The following is a 25169-nucleotide window of genomic DNA, read 5'->3' as shown; positions in this document are numbered from 1 at the left end:
GCGCAGCGTCAGCTGCGCCAGCCGATCGCCTTGGCCCAGGCCTCGAAGTCCGCCTGGCGGGCCGCCCAGTCGCCCGGCGCGGTCTCGCCGCTCTGCCGGGCTTCCTCACGGCGCTGCTTGGTCCCTTCGGCCATCGTGGTGAGGTCGGCCAGCGCACGACGGCTGTCGACATTGGCTTCATCCTCGATCGGCAGCGGCACCAGCTCGCCGGCGGCATTCCAGTCGAACTGGGTGCCATAGACCTGCGGCCGGCCTTCCAGCCAGCGGACGCGGTCGGTCAGCAGGGCAGCCTGCCAGCGCGGCACGCGGCCCTGGGCCGCCGCCTCTTCGATCATCTCCAGGCAGGCGCGCATGAAACGCGGCAGGCCGATGGCATGCTGGGCGATGATCCAGGCGGCTGCGGCGCCGTCGGCGCCGGCAGTGGCGGTATCCGGCCAGCCCTGGCTGTCGACGATATCGGCCAGCGAACGGGCATGGGCATTATGGGTCGCCCGCATGGTATCGTTATAGCCGACGAACAGGCTGCCATCGGCCGCCAGCGCATTGCGCATGCGGCGGGCCTCCTCGACCATATCGATCAGGCGCTGACGCAGAGTCTGGTCCATTTCACACAATCCCCGATTTCACACGACCGCCAGCTTCAGACGATCCCCGGTTTGAGACGATCCCCGGTGCCATTATCGTTGCCTGCCTTCAGGTGTCGGCGGCCCGGGCCATGGCCTGGTGCAGCAGCCGGCTGGCCGGCAGCCGAATCCTGACCTGCGTACCTTGCCCCGGGGCACTGTGCAAGTCCAGCGCGCCGCCGTGCAGCTCCATCAGCCGCCGGGCCAGCGGCAGACCGAGTCCCGTGCCGGCATGGGCACGGGACAGGCTGTTGTCGACCTGACCGAAGGGCTGTACCGCCACGGCGATCTGCTCGGGGGACATGCCGATCCCGCTGTCGGCGACGGTGACGACCCAGTCGCCGTCGCCGGCCGGCGCGGCGCTGACGGTGACACGGCCGCCGGCCGGGGTGAACTTGACGGCATTGCTCAGCAGGTTGAGCAGCACCTGGCGGAACTTCAGCGGATCGAGCCAGAATTCCGGCAGGTCGGGCGGCAACTTGCTGACGAGGCTCAGACCGCCCTGCTGGGCCCGCGGCCGCAGCAGGCCGAGGCAGCCATCGGCCAGCTCGGCGACATCGCTCGCTTCCTCGCGCAGGTCCATCCGGCCGGCCTCGATCTTCGACAGGTCGAGGATGTCGTTGATCAGCGCCAGCAGGTGGCGTCCGCTCGATTCGATGTCCTGCACATAGTCGCTGTAATGCGCCTCCAGCGGGCCGTAGGGCGCCGCGCGCATCACCTCGGCAAAGCCGATGATGGCGTTGAGCGGCGTGCGCAGTTCGTGGCTCATGTTGGCGATGAAGTCCGATTTGGCGCGGCTGGCCATTTCCGAACTCTCGAACAGCCGGCGGTTCTGCAGTTTGATCAGCACGCCTTCGACGAAGGTCAGGTGGCTGGCGCGCGCCACCAGCGTGCCCATCAGCAGCAGCATGGCCAGCAGTGCAAACTGTTCACCGGCATGCGGCTGGCGCAGCAGCGGGATCAGCAGCAGCATCATGCCGGAGATCGGGACGATATAGGCATAGGCCGCGCCCAGCACCGGATGCAGCGTCATGATCGAAAAGATCATCACCGCACCGACCAGCAGCAGCAGCAGGGCCGTATCGATCAGCGGCAGGTCGAACAGCAGGAACAGCAGCAAGGCGCACCAGATCAGCGCGAAGACCACCGCATCGATCACCAGCGCATTGCGATCACGCTCCGTGCTGCGGCCGGCCATCGCCGCCGCGCGGTGGCGCCGCCACTGGCGTTCGTCGACCGCCGTCTTGGCGAGGAAGGCAAAGATCCAGCCCGCCAGCAGGAGCGGCGGCACCTGGCCGGCCAGCAGCAGGATGCTGACGCCGGCAAGGCCGAGGCGGGACATGTTCAGCGCGGTGACGTTGCGGGTGATGGCGCGGATCTGCTCGTGCCGCAGGTCTGCCAGCAGCGCCGCATCGCTGACCGGCGCCGGCAGGAAGAATGCCAGGAGCCGTTGCAGCACCCTTCGCCCCCGCTCGGTTTCGTAAGTTACGTTACAGTATCAAATCAACCAAGCGGTGCAATAACTCCGTCACCGCCGGGTCGAGCAGGCCGGCCAGCACGGCAGCGCCGAGCGCGGCGCCGAGGCCGACCCGGGCCATGCGGGTGACCGCGAACAGCCAGAACAGCAACAGCAGCAGGCTCCAGCCCTGCGGCACCGCGGCCGGCAGCAGGCCGGCGGCGGCCAGCGCCAGCACCGGCAGGATGCTCAGCAGCAGCACTGCCTGCCCCCAGTTGTACAGGATGACGAAAACGGCATAGCGCGCCGTCAGGCCGAAGGCGCGGCAGAACACCATCATCACCGCCAGATAGACGAACCAGACGGCGAGCTGCAGCACGAACTGGCCGAGCAGCGCGCCGACATCCGTGGTGACGGTGGGATCGGCGGCCGGCAGCAGCAGCGTGTAGGGGATGGTCAGCAGCAGGCCCGGCCAGAACGAGCGCCAGACGCCGTCGACCGACAGATCGTAATAGCGCGGCGCCTGCGGATCGCCGCGCAGCACGGCGACGAAGCCGCGCAGCGCAGCCAGGCATTCGTCCCGTCCGGGCAGCGCCATGCGGCTCAGGCCGCCGCGAAATAGCGCTGCAGCATGCCTTCGTAGACCCGCGCCAGCGCCTCGATATCGGCCACGCCGGCGCGCTCATCGACCTTGTGCATGGTCTGGCCGATCAGGCCGAACTCGACCACCGGGCAGAAGGCCTGGATGAAGCGGGCATCCGAGGTGCCGCCGGTGGTGCTCAGCGCCGGCTTGCGACCGGTGCCGGCCTCGACCGCCTCGGCCATGGCGGCGACGAACGGCCCGGGCTCGGTCAGGAACGGCATGGCGCCGTCTTCCAGCACCAGGTCATAGCGCCCGCCGTTCTCTTCCGGGCCGCAGACGGCGGCGACAGAGCGCCGGATCCAGTCCTTCAGGCCGGCCGCGGTCTGTTCGGTACTGTAGCGGATGTTGAGCACGGCTTTCGCGCTGGCCGGGATGACGTTGTTGGCCGGATTGCCGACATCGACGGTGGTGATCTCGAGATTGGACGGCTCGAAATGCACGTTGCCGGCATCGAGCCTACGCGTCTTCAGCAGGGTCAGGATGTCGAGCAGCCGCGGGATCGGGTTGTCGGCGAGATGCGGATAGCCGACATGGCCCTGCATGCCGTGCACGGTCAGCCGCGCGGTCAGCGAGCCGCGGCGGCCGATCTTCATCATCTCGCCGAGCCGGAGCGGATTGGTCGGCTCGCCGACCACGCAGGCCGACAGCGTCTCGCCCTTCTCGGCCAGCCACTGCAGCACCTTGGTGGTGCCGTTGACGGCCGGGCCTTCCTCGTCGCCGGTGATGAGCAGGCTGATCGAGCCGTCGAGGCGGCCGTTGCGGGCGGCCAGAAAGCGCTGGGCGCCAGCGGCGAAGGCGGCAATCGCCGACTTCATGTCGGTGGCGCCGCGGCCATAGAGCTGGCCGTCGATGATGTCGCCGGCGAAGGGATCGACCGTCCAGGCGCCCATGTCGCCGACCGGCACCACGTCGGTATGGCCGGCGAAGCAGAAATTGCGGCCGCCGCTGCCCCAGCGGGCGTAGAGGTTCTCGACGTCCGGGGTCCCGGGGGCACTGAAGCGCAGCCGCTCGCAGCGGAAACCGAGCGGGGCCAACGCCGCCTCCAGCACGCCGAGCGCGCCCTTGTCCTCCGGGGTGACGCTCGGGCAGCGGATCAGGGCCTGAGCCAGCGGGACGGGGTCGAGGGCGGGGACGGGCGCGGCGGCGGTCTGGGACACGGACAGAACCTTGAATACGGGGGCGGCGGGGCAGGAGGCGGATGTCACGGCCCGTACTGCCGGCAAGCAGAACACCGGAACGTGACAGTCGCATGTAACCCCTTGAATCGGCGCGGGTCAACGGCGGGGCGGGGCGGCCCGCGAGTGGCTATGACGCAGGGCGGCTTCGTTGACATCGGCCCCCCCAGTGCTTATCTGTCTCGCGGGTTTCCGTGGCCGGTTTCCTTATTGGCCACGCGGATTTAAGTCTCTCCAGCCGACAAATCGGGGCCGGAATACGCGGGAGTGGTGGATGTTCGGCGCGCTTGCCAAGAAGCTGTTCGGTTCGGCCAACGACCGGGCGGTCAAGGGCTATATCAAGACGGTTCAGGCGATCAACGATCTTGAGCCGGAGATTTCCGGGCTGACCGACGCGCAGCTGCAGGCCAAGACGGCCGAGTTCAAGCAGCGCGTCGCCCTGGGCAGCCAGAATGGCGGCACCGAGCTTGACGACCTGCTGCCGGAAGCCTTCGCCGTGGTGCGCGAGGCGGCCAAGCGCGTGCTCGGCCAGCGCCACTACGACGTGCAGCTGATCGGCGGCATGGTGCTGCATGACGGCCGCATCGCCGAGATGAAGACCGGTGAAGGCAAGACGCTGGTCGCCACGCTGGCCGTCTATCTCAATGCGATCAGCGGCAAGGGCGTCCATGTCGTCACCGTCAACGACTACCTCGCCCGCCGCGATGCCGAATGGATGGGGCGCGTCTACGGCTTCCTGGGGCTGACCACCGGCATCATCGTGCACGGCATCGACGACGCCGAGCGCCAGGCCGCCTATGCCTGCGACATCACCTACGGCACCAACAACGAATACGGCTTCGACTATCTGCGCGACAACATGAAGTTCCAGCGCGAGCAGATGGTGCAGCGGCCGTTCAACTTCGCCATCGTCGACGAGGTCGACAGCATCCTGATCGACGAGGCGCGCACCCCGCTGATCATCTCGGGTCCGTCGGAAGACACCACCGACCTCTACGTCAAGGTCAACGCGCTGATCCCCAGCCTGGTCGAAACCGATTACGAGAAGGACGAGAAGCAGCGCACGGTGAACTTCACCGAAGCCGGCACCGAGCATATCGAACAGCTGCTGCGCGACGCCGGCCTGCTGAAGTCGGAGTCGCTGTACGACATCGACAACATCGCCGTGGTGCATCACGCCAACCAGGCCCTGCGCGCCCATGCCCTGTTCACCCGCGACGTCGATTACATCGTCAAGGACGACAAGGTCATCATCATCGACGAGTTCACCGGCCGCATGATGGAAGGCCGGCGCTATTCCGACGGCCTGCACCAGGCACTGGAGGCCAAGGAAGGCGCCACGGTCCAGACCGAGAACCAGACGCTGGCCTCGATCACCTTCCAGAATTATTTCCGCATGTACCCGAAGCTGGCCGGCATGACCGGCACGGCGTCGACGGAAGCCGCCGAATTCGCCGACATCTACAATCTCGAGGTTGTCGAGATTCCGACCAACGTGCCGGTCGCCCGCCTCGACCAGGATGACGAGGTCTACCGCTCGGCCCGCGAGAAATACGAGGCGATCGTCAAGCTGATCGCCGAATGCCGCGAAAAGGGCCAGCCGGTACTGGTCGGCACGGTGTCGATCGAGAAGTCGGAACTGCTGTCCGACTTCCTGACCCAGCGCAAGATCAAGCATAACGTGCTGAACGCGCGCCACCACGACAGCGAAGCCTTCATCGTGGCGCAGGCCGGCCGGCTCGGCGCGGTGACCATCGCCACCAACATGGCCGGCCGCGGCACCGACATCCAGCTCGGCGGCAACGCCGAGATGCGCATCCTCGCCGAAACCCAGGGCATGGATGGCGAGGTCAGAGAGAAGATGGTGGCGCAGATCCGCGCCGAAGTCGCCGCCGAGAAGGAAAAGACACTGGCCGCCGGCGGCCTTTACGTGATCGCCACCGAACGCCATGAAAGCCGCCGCATCGACAACCAGCTGCGCGGCCGCTCCGGCCGTCAGGGCGATCCGGGTGCCTCGAAGTTCTTCCTGTCGCTGGAAGACGACCTGCTGCGCATCTTCGGCTCCGAGCGCATGGACAGCATGCTGCAGCGGCTCGGCCTCGAAGAGGGCGAGGCGATCATCCATCCGTGGATCAACAAGGCGCTGGAAAAGGCGCAGCAGAAGGTCGAAGCGCGCAACTACGAAATCCGCAAGAACCTGCTGAAGTTCGACGACGTGATGAACGACCAGCGCAAGGTGATCTACGAGCAGCGCATCGAGATGATGAGCACCGACGACCTGTCGGAGACCGTCGCCGACATGCGTCACGAGATCGTCGAGGACCTGGTTGCCGCCCACATCCCGGAAAAGGCCTATGCCGAGCAGTGGAATGCCGCCGGGCTGCAGCAGGAAATCGCCCGCATCTTCGGCCTCGACCTGCCGGTCACCGACTGGGCCAAGGAAGAGGGCATCGCCGACGCGCAGATCCGCGAGCGGCTGCTGGACGCGGTCGACCGCAGGATGGCCGAGAAGGCCGCCAATTTCGGCCCCGACGTGATGCGCATGGTCGAGCGCAGCCTGCTGCTGCAGGTGCTCGACCAGAGCTGGAAGGAACATCTGCATCACCTGGACTACCTGCGCCAGGCGGTCGGCCTGCGCGCCTATGCCCAGAAGGACCCGCTGAACGAATACAAGCGCGAGGCCTTCGCGCTGTTCCAGCAGATGCTGGTCCGCCTGCGCGAGCAGATCACCGCCATTCTCGCCCGCGTCGAAATCCGTGCCGAAGAGCCACCGGCCGAGCTGTTCGCCCGGCCGTCGGTGCCGATGCACGAAAGCCGCGGCGAGGACATCGAGGCCGACAGCGATTCCGATGCGGCGCAGGGCCTGCTGCCCGCCCGTCCGGTGCATGGCGGCCGCAATGCCGCTGTCGATCCGAACGATGCATCGACCTGGAAGAACACCCCGCGCAACGCCCCCTGCCCCTGTGGCTCGGGCAAGAAGTACAAGCACTGCCACGGCCGGTAAGCCGGCGATGGGCGGCAGCGGCCTGGCGGCAGGCCAATTGACGGCGGAACGCGCGGCGCGCTTCGCCGCCCTGCCGCTGCGCAACCTCGACCGCGAATATCCGAACAACCTGACGCATTTCATGCACGGCCCGGAAGACGTACTGCCGCCGCACCGGCTGCATCCGATCTTCTGGGGCAGCTATGACTGGCATTCCTGCGTGCATGGCTGGTGGCTGCTGGCGCGCTGCCTGCGCCGGCAGCCGCAGATCGCCGGTGCGGCACGAGCCGAGGCCCTGTTCGCCGCCCATTTCACGGCCGAGGCCGGCGAGGGCGAGGCCGCCTATCTCGACGCGCCGGGTCGCGGCACCTGGCAGCGGCCCTATGGCTGGGGCTGGCTGCTGGCACTGTCGGCCGAACTGTCGCAATGGCGGCATCCGCAGGCCGCCGGCTGGCGCATGGCGCTGGCGCCGTTGGAGCGGCGCATCATCGCACTGTTCCCGGCCTATCTGGCGAAGCTGACCTACCCGATCCGGGTCGGCACCCATTTCAACACCGCCTTCGGCCTGATCGCCGCGCTGCAGTACGCGCGCATCGTGCAGGAACCGACGCTGGAGCCGGCGATTGCCGCCTATGCGCGGCGCGTCTTCCTGCGCGATACGGATTACCCGGCGCATTACGAACCGAATGGCGACGATTTCCTGTCCGGCGCCCTGACCGAGGCCCTGTTGATGCGCCATGTGCTGCCGGCAGCGGACTTCGCCGCATGGTTCGGCGCCTTCCTGCCGCGCCCGGGTTTTGTCCCCGCCATCGTCGCCGACCGCGGCGATGCCAAGGGCGTGCATCTCGACGGCCTCAACCTCAGCCGCGCCTGGTGCCTGCGCGGCATCGCCACAGCGTTGCCCGAAACGCAGCGCCCGGCCCTGCTGGCCATGGCCGAGGCCCATGAGACCGCCAGCCTGCCGTTTCTCGAAAGCGGCGAATACGGCGGCGAGCACTGGCTGGCCACCTTCGCCGCACTGGCGATCGACGGCCTCTGATCGTGCGGTGTATGCGTGTATGCGCAAAATGACGGCGGCGCCGGTCTGCCGCATGTTATGCTGCGACCATGACTCCAGCCGACCCTGAACGACCGACCCGCACGCGGCGTGACCGCCTGGAACGGAGTCTCGGCTACGACCTGCCCAAGCAGACGGTCTGGCACCATTCTGCGGCCGTGCTGCTCATGATCGCGACCTATCCGGTCTGGCTGTCGCCACGCACGTTGCGCCGGTGGCGGCTGTGCCGGCGCATCACCACCTGGAAACGGGCCATGTTGCTGTTCGAAGATGCCTGGGAATGGCGTTGGTACTTTACCGTATATCTGTGCATGGCCGTGCCGGTCGCGGTCGCGATCGGTTGGGTGCTGCGCCGGTTTGACGGCCGCCCTCCCCTCCGCCGGCCCTCCTAGGGCCCGCCGGCGCGGCGCCTCTGCTCGGCCTTCAGTTGCCCGAGCATCCGGTCATAGCCGCCTTCCAGCAGGCCAGCGCCCCTCTTGCCGGCCGCCACACCGGCGCGCGGAATCAGGGCTGCCGTTTTCGGCACCGGCAACAGTGTGGTTCCGACATCGATCAAACCGTCCATGACCTTCGCCGCCGTCTTGCTGGTCTCGGTTTCCCGGATCGCCTGTTCGAGCCGCTCCGGCGTCATCATCGGGATTTCCCAGACCGGACTGAAGATGCTGTCGGCGATCTTGCCACGCAGCCGGCCGGCCAGCCTGGGGTCGCTTTTGCCCAGCCGTTCGATATCCTGCATCGCCTTATACTGCTGCTCGCGATCGAGATAATGGTAGAAGCGCGCGGCGCCGAGCGCGCGCAGGGTCTGCGGATTGTCGAGATCGATCTTCGCCGGATCGAGGCCGAGCGTGACAGCGAGCTGGCGGGTATTGTTGCGCAGAACCGCCCGGCTGTCGTCGTCGCCCGGAGCGCGGGACTCGCTGTCTGCGGTCATCTTCAGGGGCGGCGACGGCGCGGCCTGCGCCTGCCTGACTGGTGCCTGCCTGACTGGCGCCTGCAGGTCCGGTGCCTGCGCATCCAGTGCCTGTGCATCCGGTGTCGGCGTGGCGAGCGGCTGCGCGCCGAACGGGTAGTTCTGCTGCGACCTGCGATAGGCGTCGCGCAGCCAGGTCATGGTCTCGCCGTCCGGCGCGGCCCAGCCATCGACGGCGAGGCCGTTTTCCTTCTGGAAGCCGCGCAGGGCGGCATCGTCGCGGCCGCCCCAGTAGCCGGTCGGGCCGCCGGTCGCCTCGGCATCGAGATGGCCTTCGCGATGCAGCAGGCCCTGCATCTTGAAGACATCGCCGCGCTGGTTCGGCTGGTTGGCGCCGACGCTGCCGTTCAGGTCGAACTGGCTGCCGCCGAACAGGTCGTCCAGCGAGGCGCCATCCAGCCAGACGGCCCGGGCGCGGTCCCAGGCCGGGTCGCCCTCACCGATGCGGCCGAAGGGGTCCTGATCGGGTTCCGGGACGGGCGGTGACCTGAACAGGCGGTCGATATCGCTCTCATCCAGCGGCGTCGGCATGGCGATCTCCGGCTATTTGGGATTTATAGTGAACATAAATAGGATAATAAACTGATATTGTCAAGATTATTGTTCTCTTTATGATCCGTTCACACTGCCCCATGGGAAGCCTTGCAAAGCCGCGCCGGCCTGTGGCTGGCTGGCAGGAAATACCGGAGGAATCGCCATGCCCGTCAGTCCTGAAATCTGGCTCGCCTTTGCCGCCGCGGCGGCCCTGCTGATCGCCATCCCCGGCCCGACCACGCTGATGGTGATGGGCCATACCATGGCGAGCGGCGCCCGCATCGGCCTGCTCAGCCTGATCGGCGTCACGCTCGGCGATGTCTGCGCCATCACGCTGTCGGTGCTCGGCTTCAGCGCGCTGCTGGCCGCCTCGGCCACCGCCTTCCTGGTGATGAAATGGCTCGGCGCCGCCTATCTCGTGTGGATCGGCATCAAGCTGTGGCGCAGCGCGCCGGCCGAACTGAAGCCGCTGGTCCAGTCGCGCGGCGGCGCCGGCCGCGCCATCATGCAGACCTTCCTCGTCACCCTGCTGAACCCGAAGGGCATCCTGTTCTTCGCCGCCTTCCTGCCGCAGTTCATCGACCACACCCGCCCGCTGTGGCCGCAGGTGCTGGTGTTCATGATCACCTTCGACGTCCTCGCGGCGCTGATCCAGGGCGGCTATATCCTCGCCATGGGCCGCGCCCGCGGCGCCGTCGCCAGCCCGCGGCTGCTGAAAACCATGAACCGCGCCGGCGGCGCCATGCTGGTCGGCGCCGGCCTGCTGACTGCGACGCTGAAGCGGGCGGCCTGACATGCGCCTCGCCGCGACGGCGGAAAAATTCAGCATCGCCATCCCCGATGCGGCGCTGGCCGACCTGCGCCAGCGGCTGGCGCTGACCCGCTGGCCGGCCGAGCCGGCCGGTGCCGCCTGGCAGTACGGCAGCAACGGCGACTACATGCGCCGCTTCGTGGCGCGCTGGCAGAAGGGTTTCGACTGGCGGCGCTGGGAGGCCCGGCTGAATGCCTTCGCGCAATACCGCCTGCCGCTGCAGCGACCGGATGACGGCGGCGGCACGCAGATGGTGCATGTGCTGGTCGAGCCCGGCTCGGGGCCGGCCCCCCGGCCGCTGCTGCTGACCCATGGCTGGCCCGGTTCGGTGTTCGAATTCCTCGAGGTGATCGAGCCGCTGGCACATCCCGAACGCTTCGGCGGCAAGGCGGAAGACGCCTTCACGGTGATCTGCCCGAGCCTGCCGGGCTATGGTTTCTCGATGCCGCTGGACCGCCCGATCGGGCCGCGCGCCATCGCCCGGCTGTGGCGCGACCTGATGGTCGACGGCCTCGGCATCGACCGCTTTTTCGTGCAGGCCGGCGACTGGGGCTCGATCGTCTCGAGCTGGCTCGGCCTCGATTTCCCCGCACATGTCGCGGCCCTGCATCTCAACATGGTGCCGCTGCGCCCGCCGCTGACAAAGGATGGCCCGCCGCTCAGCGCCGCCGAGACCGACTGGATCCGGCGGGTGAAAAAGCTGCAGGCCTCCGAGTCCGGCTATCACGCGATCCAGGCGACCAAGCCATCGACGCTCGGTTTCGCCATGGCCGACAGCCCGGCCGGCATGGCGGCCTGGATCGTCGAGAAATTCCACGGCTTCCCGCGCGGCCGGGCCGAGCGCGATCCGCCCTTCGCCATGGACCACATCATCGCCAACGTGGCGTACTACTGGCTGACCGGCAGCATGGTGACGGCGACCTGGCTGTACCGCGCCGCCGCCGAGACCCATGGCCTGGCGCTGCAGCCGGGCGACTTCATCACGCCGGCGACCGGCTTCCTGCTGCCGCCCTGGGACCTGGTGCCGCCGCCGCCGGCCGGCTGGCTGGAACGCGGCTACAATGTCGTGCGGCGCCGCGACCTGCCGCAGGGCGGGCATTTCGTGGCGATGGAACAGCCGCAGGCCTTCATCGAGGACCTGCGGGATTTTTTCAGCAAACACAGCCTGTGAGAGACGGGACGATGCCGAAGAGCGAGCGTTACTACGAAGACTACGACACCGGCGAGATCATCACCGCCGATGGCGTGAGTATTACAGAATCCGACATTCTCGATTTTGCCTTCCGCTACGATCCGCAGCCCTTTCATCTCGACAAGACGGCGGCCGAAGCCTCGATCTACCAGGGCCTGATCGCGTCGGGCTGGCACACCGGCCTGCTCGGCTTCCGCATGCTGCTGCAGGCCGGCCTGCTCGGCAAAGGCAGCATGGGCTCGCCGGGTCTCGACGAGCTGCGCTGGTACCTGCCGGTGCGGCCGGGCGACACGCTGTACGGCAAGGCCAGCATCGAGAGCAAACGCGAGAGCCAGTCCAAGCCCGACCGCGGCATCGTGAAGATGAAATACTGGGTCGAGAACCAGAAGGGCGAGACGGTGATGAGCTTCTTCGGCAGCCAGCTGGTGAAGAAGCGGCCGGGCTGACGGCGGCATCCCATATACCATCAGGAGGCGGATGATATTGAATTAATGCTTCCTGAGGTTTTAAAAACTGATTGGACGACGGGAAATCACCACTTATAGTGACTCGATAACATCAGGTATTCTCCTGTAATTTGCCGGTGCAGGCTTGCCGATTGCTCCGCCTAGGGATAATCCGGCAGCTCCAAGCCCGGCGTCGTGCCGGGAGGTCCGTATTCGTCCGTCATGTCCGTATCCGATTCGTCGCTTTTGCAGATTTATCCGGTTGTCCGCGGTCTTGCCCGCACCGCCCATGCCAAGGATGCGGCCACCTACGAGCATGGCTGCCGCATGGTGCATAGCAGTGCGATGCTGGGCGAGGCGCTCGGTCTCGACACCGAGGCGATCGGCGCACTGAAGGTGGGCTCCCTGCTGCACGACATCGGCAAATGCGCCATCCCCGATGCCGTGCTGTTCAAGCCCGGCCGGCTGGAGGAAGCCGAACTACGCCTGATGAAGCGCCATTCCAGCAGCGGCCATGAATTGCTGTCCGGCCTCGGCCATCCCTGGCTCGATTGCGCTGCCGAGGTGGCGCTGTTCCATCACGAACGCCACGACGGCGGCGGCTACCCGCGCGGCCTGGCCGGCGAGGACATCCCGCTCTTCGCGCGCATCGTCGCGCTGACCGATGTTTACGACGCGCTGCGGGCCGACCGGCCCTACAAGAAGGGCACCGATCACGACGAGGCCGTGCGCGTCATCGCCGAAGGCGACCATCGCACCCAGCCGGGCCATTTCGATCCCGAGATACTGGCCGCATTCATGAAGCGGGCCGAGGATGTCCGCCACATCTATCGTGTGCCCGAAGCCCTGCTCAACTGGCCGCTCGGCGACCCGATGCAACGCCGCTGATCCTGCCGTCGGCGGCGTGCCACGCCGCCATGCCTGTGCTAGGATTCGCAGTCATGAGCACTGCCGCCCCGCTCCTCATCGCCCCCGAGGTTGCCGAGGCCATCGCCGCCGGCCGCGCCGTGGTGGCGCTGGAATCGACCATCATCACCCATGGCATGCCGTATCCCGACAACCTGGCGATGGCACGCAGCGTCGAGGCCATCGTGCGTGACGCCGGCGCGGTGCCGGCCACCATCGCGCTGGTCGGCGGGCAATTCCATATCGGCCTCGGCGAGGCTTTGCTGGAAGCCTTTGCCGCCGACCGCGGCGCGGCGAAGGCGTCCGGCCGCGACCTGGCCGTGCTGGCCGTGCAGGGCGCCACGGCGGGCACCACGGTTTCGGCCACCATGCTGCTGGCGGCCCGGGCCGGCATCCGCATCTTCGCCACCGGCGGCATCGGCGGCGTGCATCGCGGCGCGGAAAACACCTTCGACATCTCGGCCGACCTGATCGAGCTCGGCCGCACCCCTGTCGCGGTGGTCTGCGCCGGCACGAAATCGATCCTCGACATTCCGAAGACGCTGGAGGTGCTGGAAACCCAGCGCGTGCCGGTGATCGCCGTCGGCAGCGATGACTTCCCCGCGTTCTATGCCCGCACGTCCGGCGCGAAGACGCCGCAGCGGCTCGACGATCCGGTCGCCCTCGCCGCCGCCATCCGCCTGCACGAGCAGCTCGGCTCCGGCACCGGGCTCCTGATCGCCAACCCGATCCCGCAGGCCGACGCGCTGGACGGCGACGCCATCGAGCACAGCATTGCCGCCGCCGTGGCCGAGGCGGCAGTGCATGGCATTGCCGGCAAGGACGTCACGCCCTTCCTGCTGGCCCGCATCACCGCGCTGACCGAGGGCCGCAGCCTCGCCGCCAATATCGCACTGGTACAGAACAACGCCCGGCTGGCGGCCGCGATCGCCGTGGCCTACGCGGCACAGACGCGGGCATGACGACCGCGCCGCACCTGCTGTTTCTTCCCGGTGCCGGCGGTGCTGCCCCCTTCTGGCACCCGCTTGGCGCGCTGTTGCCGGCAGACTGGGCCAAGACCTACCTGAACTGGCCGGGCCTCGGCCATGAGGGCCATCGCGAAGGCTTCGACGGATTCGATGCCCTGACCGCCTGGGCCGAGCGCCATCTGGCGGAAGGCGACACCGTGGTGGTCGCGCAGTCGATGGGCGCCATCGTCGCGCTCAGGCTGGCGCTGCGGTTTCCGGGCAGGATATCAAAGCTGGTGCTGACGGCCGGCTCGGGAGGCCTCGACATGGGCCGCTTCGGCGCCGCCGACTGGCGCCCGGCGTATCGCGCCGCCTTCCCCGCTGCCGCACGCTGGATCGAGACGGAAAAGCCCGACCATACGGCGGAGATCGGCAGGATCGCGCAGGCCACGCTGCTGCTGTGGGGCGACGCCGATGCGATCAGCCCGGTCGGCGTCGGCCGGCATCTCGAACGGCTGCTGCCGCATGCGCGGCTGCACATCATCGCCGGCGGCGACCACGATTTCGCAAAGGAACGCGCCGCCGAAATCGCGCCGCTGGTGACGGCGCATATCGGCGGCATATAGACCGCAGTGCAGGCCGGCGTTGCCTGCGCCGCGAAGAACGGCCCGGTCGTTGACATGCATCAAGGCCCAGGCCGGCCCCGACAGATATCCAGAATGCCGGGAATGGCCTGCGAAAGCGGGTGGATGTCGCCAGGCAGTGAGCGGAAGGAAGAAACATCATGGCACTTGAAGGCCTGCACGAACCCGTCAGCGAATTGTCCGGGGATTCGCGCAACATGCACCGGGCAATCGCTTCACTCATTGAAGAACTGGAAGCCATCGACTGGTATCAGCAACGTGCGGATGCCTGCACCGACAAAAGCCTTAAAGCCATCCTCGCCCACAACAGGGACGAGGAAAAGGAACATGCGGCGATGCTGCTGGAATGGATTCGCCGGAAGGATCCGAGCTTCGACAAGGAACTCAAGGATTATCTATTCACCGACAAAACGATTGCCCACGATTAGAACGCAGTCCCCGCCAGGACATGGCCCGGATCGTCTTTCATTCAGCAACGGAGGGCATCATGCTTAAAAAGCATAAGCGGATACCGGCAAATACTGCGGCCACACAGGGCTCCGAACCGGCCCGCGATCGGGTTGAGGAGGCCGACGTCGGGTCCTTTCCGGCCAGCGATACCCCACCCTGGACGAGCGCTCATCTCGGAACACCCGCTCGTCCGGAATCGGCGACGAACAGAACGGACGCCGGAACAGACAAGCCGCCATCCAAGCCACCGCGCTGACATCGGTTCATGTCGGCGGCCCTTGTCGACCGCCGTCGCCCAGGCCAACCATGCGTCTGTTCTGGGCCTCTAGAGCCCGACGCTACCCATTTCGATGAACTTGCGGCGCCGCGATTCGCGCAAAGATCCCGGCTCCTGGCCGGCAAGGTCGCGCAGATGGCGGTCGAGCACGTCGCCGAGATCGGCCATCGCCGTCTTGGGATCGCGATGGGCACCGCCGAGCGGCTCCTTCACCACCTCGTCGACCACCTTCAGCTTCACGAGATCCTCGGCGGTGATGCGCAACGCCGCCGCCGCATCGGGGCCGCGGCCGCCGTCGCCCCACAGGATCGCCGCGCAGCCCTCCGGCGAGATCACCGAATAGACCGCATGTTCGAACATCACCACGCGGTTGGCCGCCGCCAGCGCCACCGCGCCGCCGGAGCCGCCCTCGCCGACGATGGCCGAGACCAGCGGCACCCGCAGGTCGAGGCAGCAGTCGATGGCGCGCGCGATGGCCTCGGCCTGGCCGCGTTCTTCCGCCTGCACGCCGGGATAGGCGCCGGCGGTATCGACCAGGGTGACCACCGGCAGGCGGAAGCGCTCGGCCAGCCGCATCAGGCGGATCGCCTTGCGATAGCCCTCGGGCTTGGCCATGCCGAAATTGTGTTTCACGCGGCCGTCGATGCCGCGGCCCTTCTCGTGGCCCATCACCATGACGGCGCGGCCGCGGAACCGGCCGAGCCCGCCCACGATGGCGGCATCCTCGGCATAGGCGCGGTCGCCGGCCAGCGGGGTGTAATCCTCGATCAGCGCGGCGACATAATCGGCGAAATGCGGCCGGTCCTGATGGCGGGCGACCTGGGTCTTCTGCCAGGCGCCCAGCTTGGCATAGGTTTGCCGCAGCTGCTGTTCGGCCTTGGCTTCCAGCCGCTCCAGTTCGTCGGTGATGTCTGTGCTGCCGTCGGCCGCCAGCTGCTTCAGCTCGGCGATCTTCGCCTCGAGTTCGGCGATGGGCTTCTCGAATTCCAGATAGGCGTGCATGGGGGCCTCGTGTAGCACGGATCGCGACGCCGCACAAACCCCCTAACCCGTTGACGCAGGCCCGGTTTTCCGGGATTTTTCGACCGGCTTTCACCGGCCCGCCCGGCATGCTATGACCGCGCCGCCATCTCTCTTTCTTCTCCCCGTCCAGCCTGCCGAGGCCCCGCCATGTCGACCGATCTTGTCCCTGCCGATCTTGTAAAAGTTGGGCGCGCCCTGCTGTCCGTTTCCGACAAGACCGGCCTGGTGGACTTCGGCAAGGCGCTCAGCGGCTTCGGCATCGAGATCCTGTCCACCGGCGGCACCTTCAAGGCCCTGAAGGATGCCGGCATCGCGGTGAAGGAGGTCGCCGAGCATACCGGCTTCCCCGAGATGATGGACGGCCGGGTCAAGACCCTGCATCCGACCATCCACGGCGGCATCCTGGCGCTCCGCGACGAGCCCGAGCACAAGGCGGCGATGGACAGGCACGGCATCCCGCCGATCGACCTTGTCGTCGTGAACCTCTATCCGTTTGCCGCCACCGTGGCCAAGGGCGCCGATTTCGCCACCTGCATCGAGAATATCGACATCGGCGGCCCGGCGATGATCCGCTCGGCGGCGAAGAACCACGGCTATGTCAACGTGGTGGTCGATGTCGCCGATTACGCGAAGATCATTGATGCGCTGAAGGCCAACAATGGCGCAACGCCGCTCGGGCTGCGGCGTGAACTGGCCGCCAAGGCCTATGCCCATACCGGCGCCTATGATTCGATGATTGCCACCTGGTTCGCGCGCCAGAACGGCGAGAGCTTCCCGCCCACCCTGCTGCTGTCGGCCGAGCGCAAGCAGACTTTGCGTTACGGCGAGAACCCGCACCAGCAGGCGGCCTTCTACGTGACCGGCGAACAGCGGCCGGGCGTCGCCACGGCGCAGCAGCTGCAGGGCAAGGAACTCAGCTACAATAATCTCAACGACACCGATGCGGCCTTCGAGCTGGCCTCCGAATTCTCCGACAAGCCGACCATCGCCATCATCAAGCACGCGAACCCCTGCGGCGTGGCGATGGCCGACAGCCTTGCGGCGGCCTGGGACGCCGCCCTGCGCTGCGACAGCACCTCGGCCTATGGCGGCATCGTCGCCATGAACCGCAAACTCGACAAAGCGACCGCCGAGAAGATCGGCGCCATCTTCACCGAGGTGATCGTCGCCCCCGACGCCGACGAGGATGCCAAGACACTGCTGGCGGCAAGGCGGAATCTGCGCCTGCTGCTGACCGGCGGCATGGCCGATCCGCTCAGCCCGGGCTGGTTCGTCAAGTCGGTCGCCGGCGGCTTCCTGGTGCAGACCCGCGATGCCGGTCGGGTCACCGAGGCCGAACTGAAGGTCGTCACCAAACGCGCCCCATCGCCGCAAGAGCTGGCCGACATGCTGTTCGCCTTCCGCGTGGCCAAGCATGTGAAATCGAACACCATCGTCTTCACCAAGAACGGCGCCACGGTCGGCATCGGCGCCGGCCAGATGAGCCGGGTCGATTCGGCCCGCATCGCCTATCGCAAGGCGCAGGATGCCGCCAAGGCTGCCGGCCTGCCCGACGCCCTGACCAAGGGTTCGGTCGCGGCATCCGACGCCTTCTTCCCGTTCGCCGACGGGCTCGAGGTGCTGGTCGAGGCCGGCGCTACCGCGGTGATCCAGCCCGGCGGCTCGATCCGCGACCAGGAAGTCATCGATGCCGCCGACAAGGCCGGTCTCGCCATGGTGTTCACCGGCATGCGCCATTTCCGCCACTGAGTCCACGAGGGAGCGCACCGCCATGTACAAGCTGTTCTGGTCCCCGGGCTCCGCGGCGATGGCGCCGCAGGCCGTGCTGGAGGAAATCGGCGTCGCTTACGAGCTGGTGCGGATCGACGTCGCAGCCAAGCAGCACCAGCAGGCCGATTACAAGACGCTCAACCCGAACGGCCGCATCCCGACCCTGGTCGACGGCGATTTCGTCATCTTCGAGACAGCGGCGATCTGCCAGTATCTGGCCGACAGGCACCCGGAGGCCAATCTGGCCCCGCCGGTCGGCACCGAGGCGCGCGGCCGCTATTATCAGTGGCTGACCTACATGACCAACACCGTGCAGGCCGCCTATATGGGCTGGTTCCACCCCGACTGGACCTTCGCCGAGCCGGAGCGCCAGGCGGCGCTGAAGGCGGCGTCCGAACAGGAACTCTACCGCGCCTTCCAGGTGATCGACGACGGCATCGGCGGGCAGGCCTGGATGGCCGGCGAGCAGTTCACGCTGTGCGACATCTGGCTGGCCATGCTGGCGCGCTGGAGCCGCGGCATGCCGCGGCCGATGTGGTGCTGGCCGAATATCCGCCGGGTCGTCGCGGCCACCTATGTCCGGCCGGCCTTCCGGCGTATGATGGACAAGCAGGGCATCGTCTGGGCCGACAACTGGCCGCAGGACTGAGCGGGCGCGCCGCCCCGCCCTGATGTGAGGGGAGAGGGGCAGGACCGTGGCCGCCATCGGCATTCCAGATCCGCAGGCACCGCAGCCTGGTCCGGCGGCGGCGCTGCCGGGAACCCTGTTTGGTTATATCTGGCGCTACACCGGCCATCATCAGCTGCTGCTGGCGGTTCTCTCGGTCGCGGTCTTCCTGCTCAATGCCGCTCCGCTGGAATTCCAGCGCCGCATCGTCAACGACGCCGTGCATCGTGGCGCCACCACGGCGATCCTGTGGCTGGCGATCGGTTACGCCGGCGTGGCGCTGGCCGAGGGCGCGCTGAAGCTGGTGCTGAACATCTATCGCAGCTGGGTCAGCGAGACTGCCGTCCGTCACCTGCGCCGCACCATCCACGGCCTGATCATCCCCGGCCTTGCCAACGGCCATGCCGCCGAGGCCGAGGGCGTCGAGATTTCCATGGTGCTGTCGGAAGCCGAACCGATCGGCGGCTTCGTCGGCATCAGCACGTCGGAGCCGCTGCTGCAGGGCGGTATCCTGCTCACCGTCTTCAGCTACATGATCTACCTGCAGCCGGAAATCGCCCTGCTCAGCATCGCCGTCTTTTCGCCGCAGATGGTGATCGTGCCGCTGATCCAGCGGGCGATCAACCGCCGCGTCCGCAGCCGCATCACGGTGCTGCGCGAGGTCAGTGGCGGCATCATCACCAGCAACCACGACCCGTCGTTCCCGGTCGCGGCGCAGGACGCCCGCATCAATACCGTCTTCACGCTCAACATGGGCATCTACAAGCTGAAGTTTAGCATGAACTTCCTGATGAACCTGATGCACCACCTCGGCGTCGCCGCGGCGCTGGGCGTCGGCGGCTGGTTTGCCGCCCGGGGCCAGATCGAGGTCGGCACCGTGGTGGCCTTCGTCTCCGGACTCGCCAAGGTGAACGACCCCTGGGGCGATGTGGTCAACTGGTTCCGCGAGATGATGGTGGTCACCGTCAAATACGACCTGATCGTCGACACCGTGGGCCAGCTCGGCGCCGCTGCGGCCGCCGCGCCGCTCAGCACCGGCGCCTGATCAGCCGAAATCCTGATCAGTAGGGCCGGCTGAGCTGCCAGCGGCCGTTGGCGAAATACAGCGTCGCCTCGCGCGGCGCCCGCTCGTGGGTCTGCACGGTCAGCCGCGCGATCCGGTCGCCGGCCCAGTCGACGAAGCTGAAGCCCTCTTCCAGATGGGCGCCGCGATAAAACACCAGTTCCGGCGCCGGGCCGGCCAGCGACCAGACCTCGATGCCGCTGACCGTATCGCCGCCCTTGGGCGCGGCATTGACGGCGATCAGGCTGCGGCCGTCGGGTGCGAAATGCGGCGGCCCGATCATCCGGGTCTCGCGGCCGCTGCGGGTATCGACCAGCGCATAGGCCTCGCCGGCATAGAGCCGCACCGCCAGCAGCCAGAAGCCGCGCCGGGGGAAATGCCAGATCGCGTATTTGCGCAGGCAGTCGTGCCACAGGTCGCGCGGCGGGGTTTTGCAGGCGCGATCCTCGGCCACCGCCAGCGTCCGGCCGTCCTGCAGGGTGAGCTCGAGCCGTCCGCTGCGGCGCAGCACGCCGCTGGCCGGATCGGCCGCCAGCGCCGCCTCGCTCCGGGCCATGGCGCGGTCCCAGTCGCTGTCGCTGCGCCAGAGCGTCGGGTCGAAGCGGGCCTCCTCGGGGTCGCCATGGGCCATGCAACCGGCCAGACACCCGGCCAGCAACAGCACCGCGAGAATGGACACCCTCCGCCGCCTACCGAAAGTTTCAGCAGCCGCCACGCGAATATCCCCCCTTGTCGTCGCCCCCCGAGGGCGCCACTATAACATCCGGATGGGGCGCTATCTCTTTTTTTGCCAAGGAGATTTCGCATGTTGCTCGATGACCTCCTCAGACGGGTCGTCAAACTCGGTTCGCTGACCCTGATCGACCCGAAAGGCCGGTCATATCATTACGGCGAGCCGGCGAATGACAGTACGGTTGTGGTGCGGCTGAACGGGGCCCTGACCCCATGGCGGATCGCCCTCAACCCCAAGCTCGCCGTCGGCGAGGCATTCATGGACGGCCGCCTCGTGCTGGAGCGGGGCAGCATCTATGACTTCCTCGAGACCGTGGTGCGCAATCTCGGACCGCAGGGCGAGCTGCCGTTCCAGGCAGCCCAGCGCGGCTGGGAGAAACTGATGCGCTGGTGGCACCAGTTCAATCCGGAAGCCGCCGCCTCGCGCCGGGTGCGCCACCATTACGATCTCGACGGCCGGCTCTACGACCTGTTCCTCGATACCGACAAGCAGTATTCCTGCGCCTATTTCCCGACGCCGGATACCACGCTGGAACAGGCGCAGCTGGCCAAGAAGCGGCATATCGCCGCCAAGCTGCGGCTGAAACCCGGCATGAAGGTGCTGGAAATCGGCTGCGGCTGGGGCGGGCTGGCGCTCTATCTCGCCGAGACCTGCGGCGTCGAGGTGCTGGGCATCACGCTGAGCCACGAACAGCACGCCATCGCCAAGCGGCGCGCCGAGGAGCGCGGCCTTGCCGATCGCGTGACGTTCGAGATCTGCGACTATCGCAAGCTGGCCGGCCAGTTCGACCGCATCGTCTCGGTCGGCATGTTCGAGCATGTCGGCGTGCCGCATTACGCCGCATACTTCAACGGCGTGCATCGCCTGCTGAAAGACGATGGCGTGGCGCTGATCCACTCGATCGGCCGCTCGGAAGGCCCCGGCACCACGCCGTCCTTCATCCGCAAGTACATCTTCCCGGGTGGCTATATCCCCGCCCTGTCGGAGGTGATGCCGACCATCGAGCGCAGCGGGCTGTGGACGACGGACATCGAGATCCTGCGCCTGCATTATGCCGAGACGCTGAAGCACTGGCGGATGCGCTTCCTCGCCCAGTGGGACAAGGCGAGGACGCTGTATGACGAGCGCTTCTGCCGCATGTGGGAATTCTATCTGGCCGCCTCGGAAGTCACCTTCCGGCACTGGGGCCACATGGTGTTCCAGGCCCAGCTGACCAAGCAGATCGGCACCCTGCCGATCACCCGCGACTACATGCTGGAAGAGGAACAGCGGCTGGCCGGCATCGAGAAACCGGCCCGGCCGTTTGCCAAGACGGCCTGACGACAAAAGCCCCGGTGAGAACCGGGGCTTTTTTCAGGTATGGCCGGGCTCGCGCACCTTCCACAGCAGCACGAAGCCGATGGCGAGGAAGGCCAGCACGATGGCGGCGGCGATCCGCTGGGTGTGAAAGACCGCGGTGGCGATGCCGATCAGCAGCGGCGCCAGGAAGGTGGTCGCGCGGCCCGACAGCGAGAAGATGCCGTAGAATTCGCCGACCATGTCGGGTGGGCTGAGCCGCGCCACCAGGGTGCGGCTGGCCGCCTGCATCGGCCCCATGCCGAGGCCGAGCAGGGCCGCCGAGACGAAGAACAGCCGCTCGCCGGCCGCGCTGAACAGGCTGGCGCCGGGCTGCCGCGGCGCCACCGCCATGCCGAAAAAGATGCTGTCGGCCGTGATCGACAGGATGCCGAGCGTGCCGAGCGCCACGGCGACGATGGCGAACTGCACGGCGCGCTTGGAGCCGAAGCGGTCGTCAAGCCAGCCGCCGGCGATCACCGCGGGGATCGCGATCACATTGAGCAGGATGCCGAAAATGCCAAGCTCGGTGGTGCCCCAGCCGAAAATGCCGGCGGCGTAGATGCCGCCGAAGCCGATCACCGCCACCAGGCCGTCGTAATAGATCATGAAGGCGATCAGGAAGCGCAGCAGATTGCCGTACTGCCGCATGTGACGGATGGTGCCGATGACGCGCCGGAAGCCTTCGCGGGCCACTTCGGTGAAGGGCCGGCCGCTGCCGGGCCGGTCGGGCGTGAACAGGAACATCGGCACCACGAAGACCGCGAGCCACAGCGCCGTGGCCGGGCCGATGATGCGTTCGGCCTCGAAACTCGCGCGCTGCAGGCCGAGCAGGGCCTGGCCCGGCGGCGGCGTAATGCCGATCAGCTCCGGCTGCGAGACGATCAGCACGCCGAACAGCGCGATCAGGCCGCCGAGATAGCCCATGCCCCAGCCGAGCCCGCTGAGCCAGCCGACCTTCTGCGGCGTTTCCAGTCCCGGCAGCAGTGCGTTGTTGAAGGTGATGGAATATTCGGCGGCAACATTGGCCAGCACGAGACCGACGATCACCAGCGGCAGCAGCTGCGGCTGGCCCGGCTGCGCCAGCCACAGCAGGCCACAGCCGAAGGCCAGCATTGCCTGGAAGCCCAGCAGCCACGGCTTGCGGCGGCCGCCGGCATCGGCGATGGCGCCGAGAAACGGCGCACCGAGCGCCACCAGCACGGCCGAGAAGGCCTGCACGAAACCCCACAGCGACTGGCCTTCGATCGAATCGCCGATCACCCTGGCGGTGAAGTAGGGTGCGAAGATGAAGGTGGTGATGACGGTGAAATACGGCTGGTTGGCCCAGTCGAAGAAGGCCCAGGAAACCCGCGCACGCCATGATGCCGGCGCCTGCGGCCCTGTGGGCGATGCCGGACTCCCGGCGGGACGCTCGGCGTCGTCCTTCGCAACTGCAGCCACCATGTCCGTCCCGCGCCCCGTTCTGTCGCGACCGTTCCGGCGCGTCCCGCCGTTTCCCCCGCCATCCTAGCCGGTTCGGCGGCGCCGCCCAATTGTTCCGGACCTTGCTCTAGCCAGCCGCGATGACCGCATCATGACAGATGGCGCTGTCGATAGGTCGCATTCTGACCACTTGAGAGGCAGCACTGCCGCTTTTGTCGGCAGGCTGCTTTCTGTGCGGGTTCGTCTTGCCAAAGCGCATTATACGATGACAAACTAATTTCAGTGCGCGTGTGCCGGTGTGGTGGCAGGCGCCTGTCTCAATGGGGAGATCTGACAAATGTCTTTGAAGACGTGGCTTTCCGCAGCCGTGCTGGGTACCGCTTTGGTCGGTCTCGGCGCACAGGCCCAGACCAAGTGGGACCTGCCCGGCGCCTATCCGGCGTCCAATTTCCATTCCAAGAACCTGATGCAGTTCGCCGAGGACGTGAAGAAGCTGTCCGGCGGCAAGCTCGACATCACCGTGCATCCCGGCGCTTCGCTGTTCAAGGCACCCGAGATCAAGCGCGCCGTGCAGACCGGCCAGGTGCAGCTCGGCGAAGTGCTGATGGTCAATGTCGAGAACGAGATTCCGGTGTTCGGCGCCGATGGCGTGCCGTTCCTGGCGACCAGCTTCGATGATGCCGCCAAGCTGTGGAAGGCGCAGAAGCCGGTGATCGACAAGAAGCTGGCCGAGCAGGGCATGATGGAGCTCTATGCCGTGCCGTGGCCGCCGCAGGGCATCTACTCCAAGACCGAGGTCAACAAGATCGAGGATCTGAAGGGCAGCAAATGGCGCGCCTACAGCCCGGCCACCTCGCGGATCGCCGAACTGGTCGGCGCCCAGCCGGTGACCATCCAGGCCGCCGAACTGGCGCAGGCGCTGGCGACCGGCGTGGTCACCACCTTCATGACTTCGGGATCGACCGGCCGCGACAGCAAGGTCTGGGAAAGCCTGAAGTATTTCTATGACACCCAGGCCTGGCTGCCGAAGAACCTCGTGCTGCTCAACACCGATGCCTTCAAGAAGCTCGACGCCGCCACCCAGAAGGCGCTGACCGATGCCGCCGCCGCCGCCGAAAAGCGCGGCTGGGAGGCCTCGAAGGTCGAGACCGAGGAGGCCAAGGCCGCCCTGGTCAAGGGTGGCATGAAGGTGCAGCCGCCGAGCCCGGAACTGAAGGCGGGCCTGCAGAAGGTCGGCGCCACCATGATCGACGAATGGGTCAAGAAGACCGGCGCCGACGGTCAGGCCATCGTCGACGCCTACAAGAAAATGTAAGTTCCCCCGGGCGGGCTCTCCCAGAGCCCGCCCGGATCGTTTCTGCTCCGCCGCTTTCCGCCGTCGCGTCCGGATTTTCGATGCCCTCTTCGCCGCTTGCTCCGCTCTATCGCGCCTGCCTCTGGCTGGCCGGCCTGTTCATGATCGCCCTGCTGGTCACCATCCTGGTCAGCATCGCCGGCCGGCAGTTCGGCTTCTATCTGCGCGGCCTCGATGCCTATTCCGGCTACTGCATGGCCGCCGCGTCCTTCCTGGCGCTGGCCGGCACCTTCGTGCGCGGCGACCATATCCGCGTCACCCTGATCATCAGCCGCTTCTCCGGCACGCCGCGCCGCGGCTTCGAGATTTTCTGCCTGGTGCTGGCGATCCTCGCCTCGGGCGCCTTTGCTTTCTACAGCGTGAAGATGGCCTGGTGGTCGTACAAGTTCCATGACATCTCGTCGGCCAACGATGCGACACCGATGTGGATTCCCCAGATCGGCATGGCGCTCGGCACCGTGGTGTTCTGCATCGCCTTCATCGAGGAATTCGTGCTGGTGCTGCGCGGCAAGGTGCCAGGCAGCGACAGCAGCGAAATCGCCCACACGGAATAACGCCATGGATCAGGTCGTCATTGCTCTTTTCCTGATCCTCGCGCTGTTTGCGCTGTTTGCGGCGGGGCTGTGGATCGGTCTCGGGCTGCTCAGCTGCGGCTGGATCGCCATGGCGCTGTTCACCACGCGCC

Annotated in this window: 24 protein-coding genes; 16 read left to right on the top strand and 8 right to left on the bottom strand. The window is 67.0% G+C overall.

What is annotated here, in order from left to right:
- Window positions 1-8 precede the first annotated feature (8 nt).
- The 4 genes from ACFOOQ_RS10115 to dapE all read right to left on the bottom strand — a co-directional run bounded on the left by ACFOOQ_RS10115 (window position 9) and on the right by dapE (window position 3879).
- Window positions 9-605: a DUF6624 domain-containing protein gene (locus ACFOOQ_RS10115; protein ID WP_379725495.1), complete on the bottom strand. Its 597-nt coding sequence runs from the start codon at window positions 603-605 to the stop codon at window positions 9-11.
- Window positions 606-693: 88 nt separating this feature from the next.
- Window positions 694-2082 carry a sensor histidine kinase gene (locus tag ACFOOQ_RS10110; protein WP_379725492.1) on the bottom strand — a complete coding sequence of 463 codons (1389 nt, stop codon included), beginning with the start codon at window positions 2080-2082 and terminating at the stop codon, window positions 694-696.
- Between the two features lie 31 nt (window positions 2083-2113).
- Window positions 2114-2677 (bottom strand): hypothetical protein, encoded by a 564-nt coding sequence (locus tag ACFOOQ_RS10105; RefSeq protein WP_379725489.1) that lies wholly within the window; start codon window positions 2675-2677, stop codon window positions 2114-2116.
- 5 nt (window positions 2678-2682) lie between these two features.
- Window positions 2683-3879 carry a succinyl-diaminopimelate desuccinylase gene (dapE, locus tag ACFOOQ_RS10100; RefSeq protein ID WP_379725486.1) on the bottom strand — a complete coding sequence of 399 codons (1197 nt, stop codon included), beginning with the start codon at window positions 3877-3879 and terminating at the stop codon, window positions 2683-2685.
- A gap of 292 nt (window positions 3880-4171) precedes the next feature.
- On the opposite strand from dapE, the gene secA reads away from it, so the two are divergent.
- The 3 genes from secA (at window position 4172) to ACFOOQ_RS10085 (ending at window position 8329) form a co-directional block, all read left to right on the top strand.
- Entirely contained in the window at window positions 4172-6901 is a 2730-nt protein-coding gene (gene secA / locus ACFOOQ_RS10095; RefSeq protein WP_379725482.1) for a preprotein translocase subunit SecA, read from the top strand.
- 37 nt (window positions 6902-6938) lie between these two features.
- Window positions 6939-7919, top strand: a complete 981-nt coding sequence (locus tag ACFOOQ_RS10090; RefSeq protein ID WP_379725479.1) for a DUF2891 domain-containing protein — start codon at window positions 6939-6941, stop codon at window positions 7917-7919.
- A 68-nt stretch (window positions 7920-7987) separates the two neighbouring features.
- Complete coding sequence (locus tag ACFOOQ_RS10085) at window positions 7988-8329, top strand: hypothetical protein (protein WP_379725476.1); 342 nt, start codon at window positions 7988-7990, stop codon at window positions 8327-8329.
- Here ACFOOQ_RS10085 and ACFOOQ_RS10080 read toward each other — a convergent pair.
- Window positions 8326-9438, bottom strand: coding sequence for a peptidoglycan-binding domain-containing protein (locus ACFOOQ_RS10080; protein WP_379725473.1), 1113 nt, complete (start codon window positions 9436-9438; stop codon window positions 8326-8328). The genes ACFOOQ_RS10085 and ACFOOQ_RS10080 overlap by 4 nt on opposite strands.
- Before the next feature lie 166 nt (window positions 9439-9604).
- Here ACFOOQ_RS10080 and ACFOOQ_RS10075 point away from each other — a divergent pair, with 166 nt between their 5' ends.
- The 7 genes from ACFOOQ_RS10075 to ACFOOQ_RS10045 all read left to right on the top strand — a co-directional run bounded on the left by ACFOOQ_RS10075 (window position 9605) and on the right by ACFOOQ_RS10045 (window position 14815).
- Entirely contained in the window at window positions 9605-10234 is a 630-nt protein-coding gene (locus ACFOOQ_RS10075) for a LysE family translocator (RefSeq protein WP_379725470.1), read from the top strand.
- 1 nt (window position 10235) lies between these two features.
- Complete coding sequence (locus ACFOOQ_RS10070; protein ID WP_379725467.1) at window positions 10236-11423, top strand: epoxide hydrolase family protein; 1188 nt, start codon at window positions 10236-10238, stop codon at window positions 11421-11423.
- Between the two features lie 11 nt (window positions 11424-11434).
- Window positions 11435-11890 (top strand): MaoC family dehydratase, encoded by a 456-nt coding sequence (locus tag ACFOOQ_RS10065; RefSeq protein ID WP_379725464.1) that lies wholly within the window; start codon window positions 11435-11437, stop codon window positions 11888-11890.
- A 222-nt stretch (window positions 11891-12112) separates the two neighbouring features.
- Window positions 12113-12778, top strand: a complete 666-nt coding sequence (locus tag ACFOOQ_RS10060) for an HD-GYP domain-containing protein (protein ID WP_379725461.1) — start codon at window positions 12113-12115, stop codon at window positions 12776-12778.
- 53 nt (window positions 12779-12831) lie between these two features.
- Window positions 12832-13758, top strand: a complete 927-nt coding sequence (locus tag ACFOOQ_RS10055) for a pseudouridine-5'-phosphate glycosidase (protein WP_379725458.1) — start codon at window positions 12832-12834, stop codon at window positions 13756-13758.
- On the top strand, window positions 13755-14369 hold the full coding sequence (locus tag ACFOOQ_RS10050; RefSeq protein ID WP_379725455.1) for an alpha/beta fold hydrolase: 615 nt from the start codon (window positions 13755-13757) through the stop codon (window positions 14367-14369). The genes ACFOOQ_RS10055 and ACFOOQ_RS10050 overlap by 4 nt, the downstream gene beginning before the upstream one ends.
- 158 nt (window positions 14370-14527) lie before the next feature.
- Entirely contained in the window at window positions 14528-14815 is a 288-nt protein-coding gene (locus ACFOOQ_RS10045; RefSeq protein ID WP_379725452.1) for an encapsulin-associated ferritin-like protein, read from the top strand.
- A gap of 347 nt (window positions 14816-15162) precedes the next feature.
- Here the strand turns inward: ACFOOQ_RS10045 and ACFOOQ_RS10040 are convergent, their stop codons facing one another.
- Window positions 15163-16116 carry an acetyl-CoA carboxylase carboxyltransferase subunit alpha gene (locus ACFOOQ_RS10040; RefSeq protein WP_379725449.1) on the bottom strand — a complete coding sequence of 318 codons (954 nt, stop codon included), beginning with the start codon at window positions 16114-16116 and terminating at the stop codon, window positions 15163-15165.
- Between the two features lie 168 nt (window positions 16117-16284).
- On the opposite strand from ACFOOQ_RS10040, the gene purH reads away from it, so the two are divergent.
- Genes purH through ACFOOQ_RS10025 form a run of 3 tightly spaced genes read left to right on the top strand, consistent with a single transcriptional unit; the run spans window position 16285 to window position 19619 of the window.
- On the top strand, window positions 16285-17886 hold the full coding sequence (gene purH / locus ACFOOQ_RS10035) for a bifunctional phosphoribosylaminoimidazolecarboxamide formyltransferase/IMP cyclohydrolase (protein WP_379725446.1): 1602 nt from the start codon (window positions 16285-16287) through the stop codon (window positions 17884-17886).
- A 22-nt stretch (window positions 17887-17908) separates the two neighbouring features.
- A complete protein-coding gene (locus ACFOOQ_RS10030) occupies window positions 17909-18556 on the top strand; it encodes a glutathione S-transferase family protein (protein ID WP_379725443.1) in 648 nt (215 codons plus the stop codon).
- A 46-nt stretch (window positions 18557-18602) separates the two neighbouring features.
- The gene (locus ACFOOQ_RS10025; RefSeq protein WP_379725440.1) at window positions 18603-19619 is read left to right on the top strand and encodes a hypothetical protein; all 1017 of its coding nucleotides are present in this window, start codon (window positions 18603-18605) and stop codon (window positions 19617-19619) included.
- Between the two features lie 16 nt (window positions 19620-19635).
- On the opposite strand, the gene ACFOOQ_RS10020 is transcribed toward ACFOOQ_RS10025, so the two are convergent.
- Window positions 19636-20316, bottom strand: a complete 681-nt coding sequence (locus tag ACFOOQ_RS10020) for a hypothetical protein (RefSeq protein WP_379725437.1) — start codon at window positions 20314-20316, stop codon at window positions 19636-19638.
- Between the two features lie 126 nt (window positions 20317-20442).
- Here ACFOOQ_RS10020 and ACFOOQ_RS10015 point away from each other — a divergent pair, with 126 nt between their 5' ends.
- Window positions 20443-21690 carry a class I SAM-dependent methyltransferase gene (locus tag ACFOOQ_RS10015; protein ID WP_379725434.1) on the top strand — a complete coding sequence of 416 codons (1248 nt, stop codon included), beginning with the start codon at window positions 20443-20445 and terminating at the stop codon, window positions 21688-21690.
- Window positions 21691-21723: 33 nt separating this feature from the next.
- Here the strand turns inward: ACFOOQ_RS10015 and ACFOOQ_RS10010 are convergent, their stop codons facing one another.
- Entirely contained in the window at window positions 21724-23151 is a 1428-nt protein-coding gene (locus tag ACFOOQ_RS10010) for an MFS transporter (RefSeq protein WP_379725431.1), read from the bottom strand.
- A 316-nt stretch (window positions 23152-23467) separates the two neighbouring features.
- On the opposite strand from ACFOOQ_RS10010, the gene ACFOOQ_RS10005 reads away from it, so the two are divergent.
- Both ACFOOQ_RS10005 and ACFOOQ_RS10000 read left to right on the top strand, forming a co-directional pair.
- Window positions 23468-24445, top strand: a complete 978-nt coding sequence (locus ACFOOQ_RS10005; protein WP_379725428.1) for a TRAP transporter substrate-binding protein — start codon at window positions 23468-23470, stop codon at window positions 24443-24445.
- 80 nt (window positions 24446-24525) lie between these two features.
- Window positions 24526-25038: a TRAP transporter small permease gene (locus ACFOOQ_RS10000; RefSeq protein WP_379725425.1), complete on the top strand. Its 513-nt coding sequence runs from the start codon at window positions 24526-24528 to the stop codon at window positions 25036-25038.
- Window positions 25039-25169 lie beyond the last annotated feature (131 nt).

Origin of the sequence: Ferrovibrio xuzhouensis, assembly GCF_042648965.1 — a bacterium.
Taxonomy (GTDB): Bacteria; Pseudomonadota; Alphaproteobacteria; order Ferrovibrionales; family Ferrovibrionaceae; genus Ferrovibrio; species Ferrovibrio xuzhouensis.
The sequence above is the reverse complement of the archived record's forward strand: the minus strand, read 5'-3'. Positions and strand labels throughout refer to the sequence as shown.

Coding starts and splice junctions, on each gene's coding strand:
- ACFOOQ_RS10070 (WP_379725467.1), top strand. CDS start 10,236: ATGCGCCTCGCCGCGACGGCGGAAAAATTCAGCATCGCCATCCCCGAT.
- ACFOOQ_RS10055 (WP_379725458.1), top strand. CDS start 12,832: ATGAGCACTGCCGCCCCGCTCCTCATCGCCCCCGAGGTTGCCGAGGCC.
- ACFOOQ_RS10015 (WP_379725434.1), top strand. CDS start 20,443: ATGTTGCTCGATGACCTCCTCAGACGGGTCGTCAAACTCGGTTCGCTG.
- ACFOOQ_RS10010 (WP_379725431.1), bottom strand. CDS start 23,151: ATGGTGGCTGCAGTTGCGAAGGACGACGCCGAGCGTCCCGCCGGGAGT.
- ACFOOQ_RS10030 (WP_379725443.1), top strand. CDS start 17,909: ATGTACAAGCTGTTCTGGTCCCCGGGCTCCGCGGCGATGGCGCCGCAG.
- ACFOOQ_RS10045 (WP_379725452.1), top strand. CDS start 14,528: ATGGCACTTGAAGGCCTGCACGAACCCGTCAGCGAATTGTCCGGGGAT.
- ACFOOQ_RS10075 (WP_379725470.1), top strand. CDS start 9,605: ATGCCCGTCAGTCCTGAAATCTGGCTCGCCTTTGCCGCCGCGGCGGCC.
- ACFOOQ_RS10115 (WP_379725495.1), bottom strand. CDS start 605: ATGGACCAGACTCTGCGTCAGCGCCTGATCGATATGGTCGAGGAGGCC.
- ACFOOQ_RS10005 (WP_379725428.1), top strand. CDS start 23,468: ATGTCTTTGAAGACGTGGCTTTCCGCAGCCGTGCTGGGTACCGCTTTG.
- ACFOOQ_RS10000 (WP_379725425.1), top strand. CDS start 24,526: ATGCCCTCTTCGCCGCTTGCTCCGCTCTATCGCGCCTGCCTCTGGCTG.
- ACFOOQ_RS10040 (WP_379725449.1), bottom strand. CDS start 16,116: ATGCACGCCTATCTGGAATTCGAGAAGCCCATCGCCGAACTCGAGGCG.
- ACFOOQ_RS10060 (WP_379725461.1), top strand. CDS start 12,113: ATGTCCGTATCCGATTCGTCGCTTTTGCAGATTTATCCGGTTGTCCGC.
- ACFOOQ_RS10105 (WP_379725489.1), bottom strand. CDS start 2,677: ATGGCGCTGCCCGGACGGGACGAATGCCTGGCTGCGCTGCGCGGCTTC.
- ACFOOQ_RS10065 (WP_379725464.1), top strand. CDS start 11,435: ATGCCGAAGAGCGAGCGTTACTACGAAGACTACGACACCGGCGAGATC.
- purH (WP_379725446.1), top strand. CDS start 16,285: ATGTCGACCGATCTTGTCCCTGCCGATCTTGTAAAAGTTGGGCGCGCC.
- ACFOOQ_RS10050 (WP_379725455.1), top strand. CDS start 13,755: ATGACGACCGCGCCGCACCTGCTGTTTCTTCCCGGTGCCGGCGGTGCT.
- ACFOOQ_RS10085 (WP_379725476.1), top strand. CDS start 7,988: ATGACTCCAGCCGACCCTGAACGACCGACCCGCACGCGGCGTGACCGC.
- secA (WP_379725482.1), top strand. CDS start 4,172: ATGTTCGGCGCGCTTGCCAAGAAGCTGTTCGGTTCGGCCAACGACCGG.
- ACFOOQ_RS10080 (WP_379725473.1), bottom strand. CDS start 9,438: ATGCCGACGCCGCTGGATGAGAGCGATATCGACCGCCTGTTCAGGTCA.